This window comes from Vibrio sp. 1CM24A, assembly GCF_023161725.1.
Taxonomy (GTDB): Bacteria; Pseudomonadota; Gammaproteobacteria; order Enterobacterales; family Vibrionaceae; genus Vibrio; species Vibrio coralliirubri.
In genome coordinates this window covers 178635-190312 of record NZ_JALNTS010000006.1, presented here as the reverse complement: position 1 = coordinate 190312, position 11678 = coordinate 178635, and the positions used below count along the sequence as shown (strand labels likewise).

The 11678-nt window shown below is 42.7% G+C and carries 9 protein-coding genes; 4 read left to right on the top strand and 5 right to left on the bottom strand.

Annotation, left to right across the window (positions count from 1 at the left end; genetic code table 11):
• Positions 1 to 90: 90 nt before the first annotated feature.
• The gene (locus tag MSG38_RS14765; RefSeq protein ID WP_248402094.1) at positions 91 to 1743 is read right to left on the bottom strand and encodes a peptide ABC transporter substrate-binding protein; all 1653 of its coding nucleotides are present in this window, start codon (positions 1741 to 1743) and stop codon (positions 91 to 93) included.
• A 194-nt stretch (positions 1744 to 1937) separates the two neighbouring features.
• The gene (locus MSG38_RS14760; protein WP_248402093.1) at positions 1938 to 2831 is read right to left on the bottom strand and encodes a DMT family transporter; all 894 of its coding nucleotides are present in this window, start codon (positions 2829 to 2831) and stop codon (positions 1938 to 1940) included.
• 98 nt (positions 2832 to 2929) lie between these two features.
• Between MSG38_RS14760 and MSG38_RS14755 the strand changes: the two genes are divergently transcribed.
• The 3 genes from MSG38_RS14755 to MSG38_RS14745 all read left to right on the top strand — a co-directional run bounded on the left by MSG38_RS14755 (position 2930) and on the right by MSG38_RS14745 (position 6455).
• Positions 2930 to 3718 (top strand): helix-turn-helix transcriptional regulator, encoded by a 789-nt coding sequence (locus tag MSG38_RS14755; protein ID WP_017081402.1) that lies wholly within the window; start codon positions 2930 to 2932, stop codon positions 3716 to 3718.
• 614 nt (positions 3719 to 4332) lie between these two features.
• Entirely contained in the window at positions 4333 to 5100 is a 768-nt protein-coding gene (locus MSG38_RS14750; RefSeq protein ID WP_052879155.1) for a hypothetical protein, read from the top strand.
• An 83-nt stretch (positions 5101 to 5183) separates the two neighbouring features.
• Positions 5184 to 6455, top strand: a complete 1272-nt coding sequence (locus MSG38_RS14745) for a DUF1254 domain-containing protein (protein WP_052879154.1) — start codon at positions 5184 to 5186, stop codon at positions 6453 to 6455.
• Positions 6456 to 6519: 64 nt separating this feature from the next.
• On the opposite strand, the gene MSG38_RS14740 is transcribed toward MSG38_RS14745, so the two are convergent.
• The 3 genes from MSG38_RS14740 to MSG38_RS14730 all read right to left on the bottom strand — a co-directional run bounded on the left by MSG38_RS14740 (position 6520) and on the right by MSG38_RS14730 (position 10050).
• Positions 6520 to 7440: a LysR family transcriptional regulator gene (locus MSG38_RS14740; protein ID WP_050650966.1), complete on the bottom strand. Its 921-nt coding sequence runs from the start codon at positions 7438 to 7440 to the stop codon at positions 6520 to 6522.
• Between the two features lie 356 nt (positions 7441 to 7796).
• Positions 7797 to 8006, bottom strand: a complete 210-nt coding sequence (locus MSG38_RS14735; RefSeq protein ID WP_248402092.1) for a hypothetical protein — start codon at positions 8004 to 8006, stop codon at positions 7797 to 7799.
• 205 nt (positions 8007 to 8211) lie between these two features.
• Positions 8212 to 10050, bottom strand: a complete 1839-nt coding sequence (locus MSG38_RS14730) for an alkyl sulfatase dimerization domain-containing protein (protein WP_041473037.1) — start codon at positions 10048 to 10050, stop codon at positions 8212 to 8214.
• 408 nt (positions 10051 to 10458) lie between these two features.
• On the opposite strand from MSG38_RS14730, the gene MSG38_RS14725 reads away from it, so the two are divergent.
• On the top strand, positions 10459 to 11499 hold the full coding sequence (locus MSG38_RS14725) for an alpha/beta hydrolase (protein ID WP_017091762.1): 1041 nt from the start codon (positions 10459 to 10461) through the stop codon (positions 11497 to 11499).
• Positions 11500 to 11678: the final 179 nt, after the last annotated feature.

The window sequence follows — 11678 nt, the reverse complement described above, 5'->3', positions numbered from 1 at the left end:
CTAACCGCTGTTGATTTGGTTTAGTTAAAGTGACTGTATCTCAGTTACCACTAAAGTGGTAGTGATTATTGTTTTCTTATCAGCTCACTTTTACTGTTTTAAAAAGTATAGATCCTTCGCGTAGATATTTCCTTTCGGATTATTGTTTGGGAAGCCTTTTAGTGTATTTCGCACTAATCGTGTGTGATTGTAGTGATACAGAGGCATAACTGCTGCAGAATCGTTGAGCAACGACTCAGCATGCTGATATAAAGTAAAGCGTTTAGACTGATCTTCCGTTTTGCTCGCTTGCTGTAAGAGCTCATCATAATCTGGATTACAGTAGCCACTCTCATTTGCTGTGTGATCACAAGTGAAGGCTTCTAATAGTGCAGAAGGTTCTGGATAGTCACCAAATGCCCATGAGCGAGCTAGCTGATAGTCGCCACTTCCCTTCGCTGCAACATAGGCTTTCCATTCCATGTTCTCTAACTCGACTTTTACGCCAAGTGGCTTCCACATCGATGCAATCGCGATGGCTATCTTTTTATGATTCTCACTGGTGTTGTATGTCAGGGTGAACTTGAGCGGCTTGTTTTCGTTGTATCCCGCTTCTTCAAGTAACGCTTTGGCTTTGGTTAAACGCTGCTCGCTGTCTAGAGAATTGAATTCGGACAAAGGCGCTGTGTAGTCAGGAATATTATTCGGCGTCACGCTGTATGCTTCTGACTCACCTTGACCTGTCACTTTCTCGACCAGAATTTCACGATTGACGGCCATGCTCAGTGCTTGGCGTACTCTCACGTCGTCAAAGGGTGCTTGACGTGTATTGAATGAATAGACGTAAGAACCCAGTAGAGCTTGCGCTTTGATTTGCTCAGGGCTTTCTTGGATTAATTTCTGGTAGTACTCAAGCTGAACTCGATTGGTCATATCAATTTCACCCGCCTGATAACGGATAAGCTCAGCATTTTGAGAGGATAGACCCAAATAGGTCACCTTGTTGATGACTGTCGACGTGTCATCCCAATAGTTTGGGTTTCTCTCGACTTCAACGTATTCGTTAGGCACCCATTTACTCAAAGTGTAAGCACCGTTGGTCGCGATATTTTCAGCGCGAGTCCATTGGTCACCTTTCTCTTGAACCAACTTAGCGGGTAGAGGGAAGAAGGTCTTGATGCTCATTAAACTCATGAAGTAGGGCGTAGGTTTTGAAAGTGAAATCTCAACTGTGCGCTCATCTAATGCTTTGATGCCAAGCTCAGAGGGAGCTTTATCTCCTAATAGAATCTCGCTAGCGTTCACGATGTTAGCCGTCGAAAAAACAAAACCCGTGTTGTTACCTGTTTTCGGAGACACTGCGCGCTGCCAACCAAACACAAAATCAGACGCGGTGACTGGGTCGCCATTCGACCACTTGAGATTCTCTTTCAACACAAACGTCACGGTTTTGCCGTCTTTGCTGATAGACCACTCTTTGGCTTGCCCTGGGATGATTTGCCCGTCACTGTCCTCAATTACAAAGCCTTCAAACATATCATTGACGATAATGTCACCGGGCATACCTGAGTTTACGAAGCTAGGATCTAGTGTGTTGGGCTCTGCACCGTTGCCACGTACAAAATGTTGTTCCTCAGCTAATAGTTCTTCAGCTAATAGTTCTTCAGCTAATGGTGCATTAGCAGGAACAGTCGCAGCAAAACTTGAAGCAGAGGATAAAGCAAGCAGGGACGAGATGATCACAGGGATCGTTGGTTGAGTCATTGTAATTCCTTTTACAACTTAAACAGTACTCAATGCATTAAACCTGAGTCGGTAACATGTTGCAACCACAATGAACGCGTATTAAAAGCATTTGAAAGGCTTGTGAATAAAACAGCAGTGCCTACTTGGGGAGTAGGCACTGTGAGAAAAGTGAGTTTGAATCTTTACCCTAATGTGAGCGTTGGCTAATGCGTTTAGCTTTGTTGAGGGAGAGGAGCCTCAAGCCTTGGTTTTCTTTTGATTTGAGCAAGGATGACACCGGAAATGACCATCACACCACCAATGATGTGGAATTGGTTAATCTCTTCACCAAGCCATGTCGCGGCTAATACGATCGCAACAACCGGAAGCAAGTTCATGAACATCGCGCTTGAGTCAGCACCAATCGTGTCAATCGCCTTCACCCACATCCAAGGCGCTAAAATTGAAGCGGCAACCGCGGCGTAAGCTATCAATGGGATCGCTTGTTGCGGTGGTAAAAGCTGTTCGCTGGTAAGCCAAAGTGGCGTAAGCATCGCGACAGCAAACAGACCCTGAATGTAAATCACCACCCAGCTACTGATTGGCATTTTCCAGCGTTTCAATAGCACACAGTAAGACGCATAAACAAAGGCCGCAATCAGCATATAGCCATCGCCTTGAGTCAGCTCTTGATGCATGAAGAATAAAGGATCGCCTTTACCTAACATCAGAGCTAAGCCTGACAGTGACAACACACCACCCACAATACTCAAACTAGAAATCGACTTGTGCAACAAAGGAATGCTTAGAAACACACTGATCAACGGGACTAAAGACGTGATCAATGCCATGTTGGAAGCGGTTGTGGTTAAGCCGGCGTAGTAGCCTAGAGATTGGTTCAACACCATGCCCAAAAAGCCGAGGAACGCTAATTTCGATAGGTTTGGCTTAATGACAGCCCACTGCTTCATCACCGGGCGAATACAGAAAGGCGTGAGAATTAACATCGCAAAAAACCAACGGTAAAAACTCATCGCGCTAGGTTCTATGGTGCTTGCAGCAAGCTTGTTGACGATTGCATTGGCGCCCCAGATACAGACTGTAAAAAATGGTAAGAGATAATGCATGTGAATTCCGTCGCAAATGAGTTGATGCGGCTAGTTTGACAGGTCGTTATACTTACAAGTATCTTTAGAAAGACATCAGGCGCGATAGGAAGACAAGTTTGAAAAAACAGTCCAGAAACCTTCATCCATCCTTATCAATTGATAAGGCACCATCCAACGTATTTATGAATTTTGAAGCGTTTCTTTCGAACACTGAAACCCGAGTTCATAGCCACTCATGGGGACAGGTTCAATTGATCAGTGGCGGTATATTAGAGATGGAAGCGGAAAGCACCCGATTTCTAGCGCCGCCACATTTAGCGATTTGGGTACCAGCCGGGGTGATGCATTGCAGTTACAACCGTAAGCCTTTGGACTACTGTTCGCTAAATATCGCCCCAGAACTCACGCAACATCTGCCAGATAAAACCAGCCTTATAAAGATCACGCCGATTGTGTCTTCTATCATCGATGATTTTCGCGATCGTGGAATCAATGTTGCGGAAACAGAACAAGATCAAAGACTTGTTCAGGTACTGCTAGACCAACTTGCGCAGCGTGAGGTTGAACATCACTTCTTACCTTCGACTGACAATAAGTACCTCGCGCCTATATTGGCTTCTGTTGAAGAAAACCCAACCGACGAAGTGACACTGAAAGATTGGGCTGAACGTGTCCACACCACGGAAAGAACCCTTTCTCGCCACTGCCAGACGGAGCTTGGAATGAGCTTTACAGAGTGGCGATTGCGTGTCCGCTATCTGTACTCGATGGACTTGTTAAGAAACGGCCAATCGGTCAAAGAGGTCGCTCTTACATTGGGCTATAACCAAGCAAGCCCATTTATCACCATGTTCAAACGTTACGCGAACCAAACGCCAGAACAGTATAAGAACCGTTTGTTGTAGTTCGTTCTATGTACTTAAACTTTACAACATGCCCAATCAAGTCCTGGAACTCTGTTTGGGCATATCTGAGATTTTGCCGATGAATTCAAGATGTATCGTAGATAAAATGTTTGAATTTCAATCAGTACGCGGTTGTTTCGGATAGTGAAGTTGTAGAATTACCACAGGCCTCCCTCCTAGTCTCCTAATTTTGTTCCATTGGACTACTTAACTGCTTAACCACTCAGAAAACCTCTAAAGCTCCAGAGAGATTCTTTATTCTTGGACGTAGTTAAACAGCATATCCTGCCTCTCCCTATATTCTTTGAGCGCTTTTCATCTTATTTTTCAGTTAATACTGACTACACCTTCACCATTTATGGCTGACTTTTCCTCTTTTTAGACCTCTGACAACTTTGGATCCGAAAGCTAAGATACGTCAGATATGCCTCTGGGTAATATTTGATGTTCATTAGTTCATTTCCGAATCTAAATTTAATTATTTAATATTCTTTTATCGAAACGAGGTTGTTTAGGAATAACAACCTCGCTTCGGGGTTAATTAAAAAATCATGATGCAGTTAAATTAATAACTGCAATTGCAAAGGAGAGCATAATAAATAAGAGAGAACAGTATGAAATTATTAAATAAAAACAAATCAAATTTTACGTTAGCACTTGCTTCTATTTTATCCTTATCATTCACATCAGTTTTTGCGGATGAATATCAGGACATGTCTGACCCTATGGCTGTCTATTCTCAAGCAGGATTAGGTTTTACAAATAAAGGTGTTAATTTTAAGTTTGGCCAAGCCTATGACACAAGAAATGATGAAACAATGGCTATGCATGTTCTAGAGGTAAAAGGCTTTGCTGCCGACAGTTTAAGCCTAAAAGGTGATGACAGTTTTGACTCGTTGCGCTATCGCCACTTCAACGTAAACATAGAGAGTGGATTGGGCTCTCAACTTGATTTGAACTGGGACTTCGATAACAAAGTAGGTTCTACTTCTTACTCCTTTATTCAAGCATTACCAAGCATAGGGCCAGTGCAATTGTATCCTCTTGCCGGTGTGGGACTGTCAGTTGCAGATGTGCATTCACACTTGATCAAACCAGGCGCCGACTATGAAGGCTCTATTGGCTACACCATTCCATCTAGTTTTGCGGTGATCGGTTCGTATTCCAAGATCGACGTCACGGACAATATTTGGCTCAACTATAACCCCATGTATACAACCCAACTTGGTGGTGTAGAGCTCGCGAGCGATTTTTATGGTTGGCAGCATGAAGTGGCTGCAAGTTACCAAATAGATAGCCAGAGTAATATACGGGCATTCTGGAATTTTGGTGAAGTTATCACTGGTACCGATTTTAGAATCGAATATAACCATCAATTTTAAATTTAGAAAAAACCACAGTAAATAAATCAACCCAACAATATCAATTAAATTATTTTAACTATTAATTTAAAAATAGGATTATTATGAAAAACACAGCAATATCATTGTTGATTGCATCTATTTCTCTTGGAAATGTAGTTAATGCAGAAGAAATTGTACCAACGGATGCTGAATTAACAGGGCAACGAGTGTATCACCACATGGAAAACATGATTGGTTTCATGGAGAAAAATGGACTAAATCAATTTGAATTTCCTGGCTTAGCCGATCATACCTGGGACGTTATCACGCCTGCACTGGACCACATTTACGCTAAAGCGATGCTTGACGTATCCAATGGCCCTATTGAAGTGACGGTACCAGCTCGTGAATCTAGTCGATATGCTTCATTCCATTTACTGGACGCTGAGCATTTCGCGGCTTATCACGAAGTGACTCCTGATGAAGGTGGAACCTACCTTATTGTTCGTTCTGGTTCAGATTATGACACGCCAGAGGGGAACTATATCGACACCATCGAGGTCAACGATGACCTGATTTTTGCTTTTATTCGAGTGCAAACATTCGAGTATCGTGACAACGGAGGGGCTGATGAGTGGCGTAAGCAACTTGTTATCGACAATCACTCAGCTGTTTCAAATGTTGTATTGCCTGATCGTGCCAATGTTCGAGAGGTCCTCCGCTTTGCAGACCAAATTACCGATGGCTGGGTTCAGACTCACGACAACATCCAAACCATTATCGCAGATGAAAACTTCGACCAAGAAAGGCTAACCGAGGTTAGGAGTTACGTGCATAACTTAGCCTCGTCCGGGCTAGTAGTGAACAATTTGTCTGGCTTTGAACACCCTGGTCATGTTGATGATCTTGCCGATGAAAGAAGACGTTCAGTATTAACGCATTTAGGGCATCTTGGCTTTCCTGCAGAGCATGCATATTATGAGTTGATCCCGATGACGCCTGAAGGCGAAAAGTTGAATGGAGCTGAAGATTTTGTCTTGACTATGCCTCATGACCAAGCCGTTGGACAATTCTGGTCTGTCACGCGTTACTCGGATGAGACCCGTTTGCCTCTCGATCCTGCAACGATTGGTGGGTCACAGCGACAAGTATGGGCTGGAGGAAACACGTCACCTGACGCTGATGGCAATATCACCATTACGTTCTCAAGCCATAATCCAGAGAACGAAACCTACTGGATGCCAGTAGTGGATGGCGAAGACTACTACTTTGTCGTTCGTTACTACCTACCTCAGGAAGGCTTAGCAGGTAGTACCGTGCAAAGTTTGATTTATCAGGGCTCACCTTTGGAAAGTCTAATGGTTCCGAAAGCTTCGTTTAACTATGGAAATTAATGTTTATCGGGCAGCTAAGGACAGCGCCTTATTCCCATGAGCTACCGATACGAATTTAATTGACTTAATTAGCATGCGAAAAGATTTGATCGATTTCTTTGTGCAACCATGTCACTAAGGGTGTTCTAGAGAGTTTCGATGGGATGAAAGCACCAATATCACTACTTGGTGTGTCTTCTTTGTTCGGGGATATAAACCTCGTCCCTTTTGGGAGTTCGGTGTCAAAGATATCGATGCAAGGCATTAGTGCGTTGGATTGAGATACAACGTGCAAACAGATACTTAACTGGTCTGCTCGAAGTGCCACGTTTGGTGTGACTCCCGATTCGCGTAACTTTGTTTCAATTAGATTCTCTTTTTTATTGAAATCTGGAAGTTGGAGAAGAGCGAGAGGGTATTGCCCTACATCGTGAGCAGTACGCTGGGTGTTGATGATTGGGTGTCCTTCTCTGCAGACAAGCTTGAAGGTACATCGCGCCACTTTCTTCTGAATTATTTGTTTGGAAATATCGAGCGGAAGATAGTTAATACCGATGTGCACTCTTGCCATGGCCAGGTTATGCTCGGTATCTTGACCCCAATTGATTATTTTCAATGTTGCATTTGGCATTGAGGCGCTAAGGTGTGTATACAATTTTCGGGAGATAGGGCGATACATTGAAGTATTGATGGCTATGCAAATATCACCAGTGTACTCGCTAGGTTTGAAATTTTGGTTTCGAGAAAAAACATCTTCCAGTAACTCGAATAGCGCCGGTAATTTATCTAGAAGCTCTAAACAATAAGGCGTTGGTTCTAACCCGTATTGTCGGCGGATGAATAATTCGTCACCAATATCTTCACGAAGTTTTTTGAGCTGTTTGCTAACCGCAGGTTGCGACAAAAACATTCGTTCCGCAGTACGTTTAGTATTGCGTTCTTCTCCAAGAATTTTGAGAAGTTTAATAGAGTTAAAATCCAGTTTCCTTAACAGACCGTCATCCATAACCGTAGCTACTATATTTTGTTGATTTTTATACAATAGTACATGGGTGAGTCTGTTCCCGCCAGATGAAGGAGTAGGATGTGTGAATTATCGTGGAATCGCCAATCTATTTTTTGTTGTTATCTGGAACATAACTCAAACATCATGCGATCAATTTAACAAGCGAGGCACCTAGGGTTCTTTACTAGTCTTTAACAGCTTATATATTTTACTCTGTTGTTCGGTGACATCCTCATAGTCTTGATTCAATAGAGCACTGTTGCTGCCGACCTTGAACAGTATGTACGTTTCTCCATCGACCTCGAACCAATTGAACGTTCCATGCTGGTTATACGTGGTCATTATTTTGTTTATCCTCATGAAATATACATCAGCAGCGCAAAACATGCAGACGTACATAAGCCAAAGAAAGAAAAGAAAAACCACGAGCCTAATACTGTTTTTTCTTTTCCTACCTCTTCATTACTTTGCTGCCAACCAAGTTCACGAACCTGAGCTTTGGTAAGGTTTAAGTCTAGTTTCTCTATGTATCTGTTGAGTTCGTCATTGTGTACTGAGCTAATCATGTTCTATCTCCCCTAATCATTTGACTGGTATTTTAGGGGAGCTCAGTGTTTGGTTAAATTAGATATTTTGTAACAAGCGTTTAGATAAATAGAACACGATGAATAGCAAAAAGCCTCCGTCGTGGAGGCTTTGGTTAAAAGTGGTTTAGTCCATGGCTATCGCTATGTTTAAGCCCAAAAACTAACTCTATGTCGAAGCTCAAGTCTAAGACTGTGATGGCGATACAAACCGGGTTTTCGATTCGTTTAATTGGTCAAAGAGGCTAAAGAATCCTCTCACATCATCTTTGTGGTTAGTGCTCACGTCAGCGCTTTCTAGCATTTGATCTAAGCTCTTCTCCCCAACAAAGTACTCTGCCCAAGTGCGTTTAGATACGCTGATTTCAAGGTCAGCTTGGCGATTGTAGTCTTCGGTGTCTGAGATAAACTCAGCGACAGTGCTACGTACATGCAATCCCATTGTTGGGGCATCCGAGTCTTTTATCGTAATTGCCATCATTTGGTCTTCCCCATAGCTTGCGATTGGGTCTAGACGCACTCGAAATTGGCCCACCAACGTCTCGGCTGGGGATCCTATGATTGAATTAGCATCTGAAAACACCACGCTTGGTATTTGGACTTTTCCTTCTAATTCAAGAGCCTTGGTTAGATACCAAGATCGGGGGATTGATGCCTCTGTTTGGTAGCCCATTTGTCTTAATGTGTCTGCCAAAAGCTGTTTAGCTTCTTCATCGTTCGGGACAACACGGACTAAGTAGCCGCCGAGTTCTGCTGACCATGCGAGTTCATTGTTGGCAATAGTCTTGTTTAGCTCTTGTTTTACCGCGTCTACTCCCCCAAACCCTTCAATGATTTTCTTAGCTTGAAGGTTCGGCTCAATACGGTTCAAGGTTTCAGCTTCACCGTTAAACCAACCAAGCGCATGGTAATAGATGTTTTTCGGATAATAAGAAAACTCACCATAAGTCATCTGGTTATGGGGTAATTCGGCGAGATCTTGTGGTAACTGAACCGAGTAGGTTAACTCTTCAGGTGTTTTACCTTGTAGAATCCCTCGAATAGTTTGGTCATAGAGGTACATAATTCCATCATAGTAACCGTTCAATGTGGTTTGGATCTCATCATGGCCACTGAGTGGTTCAGTGTGCGTGTTGATAAGATGTTCTGGATTTAAGTCTCTGATAAGGCGGATACCTTCAGCCCAAACTGTCGGATCACGATACACTGAACCTCTTAATGTGTAGAAGTTCGGGTAAGTTGGCCATAGGTGGTTGTTGAGTACCGTTTTGGACTCAGGCAGATAGACGATCACTTGATCGTCGGTATCACTATCAAAGTCGGTGTAGAAAACCATCTCGACACCATCAACCGTCATTGTTTGTCCTTGTGTTACAGGAGTATTTACTGGCACAAACCCTTGTGTTTTACCTATCGGTGTTGGTGATTTTGCGTCAGGCCCCTCAGCAGGCAGAAGCACCGAAAATTGCTCATAGGCACGGGCTGTTAGCGTTGGTGATAATTCAGGAATCGACGCACCTAAGCCGCCGCTTTCTAGAACGTTTTTGTTGATCTCTGGATGACCAATCACTTTGAGCTCGCCATCAAAGGCTTGTTGAATCGCTTGTGCACCAAATACATAATGAGAATGGCTATAAATGACGGTGTGGATCGGCTTTTCACTAATGTGTTTGCGTACTAATTCCAAGATCTCCGTTGCTTCTTCAATGTCGTCACCAGAGTCATAAATGATAAGGCCAGTTTCGCCCTCAATAACTGTTTTGTAGCCGAAATGATAGCCAGTGATTGCCCAAACTCCATCTGTTACTTGTTTGATGTACGCCTCTTCAGGCTGAGTCTTTGCTACGTTTTCTATCACCGAAGCATTCACTACTCCGCCATTGTTATACTTAGTCAGCACTACTTCACTGTCGTTATATACGTTTTGTGGAGAGGTAAACATCGTGTCTTGAGCGATGGCAGTTGCGCTTAATGAAGCTGTCAGAATGAATAGCTTGATTGATTTTGTTGTTGAATTAAGTTTCATTGGTTTTCTCATGGTTTAATACTGTCCGAATTAATTCTGATGACCGATACTAAATTTAATGTTCCTCTTACTGTTTTATTTATTAAGCTAGTAAGAAGTTAAATAAGTGATTGAGTGTTGTCTTTCTATATTGTTTAGCTGTTTAAACGCATAACCAATATAAAAAAGAAAACTAAATAGCCTGTTAATACCATACTTGCTGGTAAGTATTTCATGTAAGCTCCTTATCTTTTCTTCATTTAATATCGCATTTGATTTTTAGAATTAGTAGGAATTAGAGAAATTCATTATTGCTACTTAGCTATAATCAAATTTGAATTTCTCTAATTCATAGTGCTAATGGGTTCGGACGTGAATAATAGCTTCAGTTCGCCAATCACGGCTTTTAGAATCATTACCGGAGTTACTATGAAAACCAAATCACTACGCACTGTTATTCCTGCATTGCTACTCAGCTTATCAAGCACAGCGGCGTTCGCTGGAATGGAACTGCAAGAGCGAAAGGTTCCGACCCCAGCAGGTATATCGACAGAGTTTGCTCAGTTATTTGAGAACAGAGTTATCTCACCGGCAATTCCTGTTCCTAACAACACGGCAGAGTGGTTGGCGTTACAAGCCCAATTCGATGCGCCAGGTATTAAGATTGCTCAACAAGCTCTAGAGCGCTTGGACGTTACTTATGAAGCTAAGCAGTTTGCCGGAGTCGATACGTTCTTTGTTACGCCGAAGAATATCGCCCCTGAATACAAAGATAAGTGGCTAGTACATATCCATGGTGGTGCATTTGTTTTCGGTGGGGGTGAATCAGCTTTACGAGAAGCTATTTGGGTTGCGAACGGGCTTGGTGCACAGGTGATCTCTGTTGACTATCGTCAACCGCCACTGCATCCATTCCCAGCGGCAATTGATGATGCAGTTGCAGTATGGAAAGAGCTAATAAAAACTCAATCACCAGAATCAACAGCGATTTTTGGCACATCCGCAGGCGGTAACTTAACGTTAGCAACGACACTTAAACTGCAAGAGCTCGATCTTCCCGCACCTGGCGCATTGTTTGTTGGGACCCCTTCCGTCGACCTTAAAGAGACATCGGATTCATGGTTAACGATGCAAGGCTTAGACCCTCTAGGTCAGCGAGAAGGGCTGATTGAGGGCACTTTCGATGTCTATGCTGGTGGAGAAGCGCTTGATAATCCTCTTATTTCACCAATATACGCTGATATTGATGAATTCCCACCAACGATATTCATTTCAGGTACTCGAGATCTCTTGTTAAGTGATACGGTTCGTATGCATCGATTATTACGCAGTGCAGACGTAGAAACTGACCTGCATATATATGATGGCCAATCTCATGGTGATTATATGAGTGGTATCTTAATCGACATGCCAGAGTCTGAAGATGCTATTAATGAGTTAGGCCAGTTCTTTAATAAACATATCAACTAGTTTATTTCAGCAAGCTAATATTGAATCACATGGATGTGGATTTTTATTTGGAGGATATAATGACAACGTTATTCACTTCACTTTTAAAATGTATATCTACGTTACTACAAGCTAATTATCATTACTCTCAACATCAATCTGTCATGGATCATTCTTATTCGCTAGCCCCTATGTTTTCA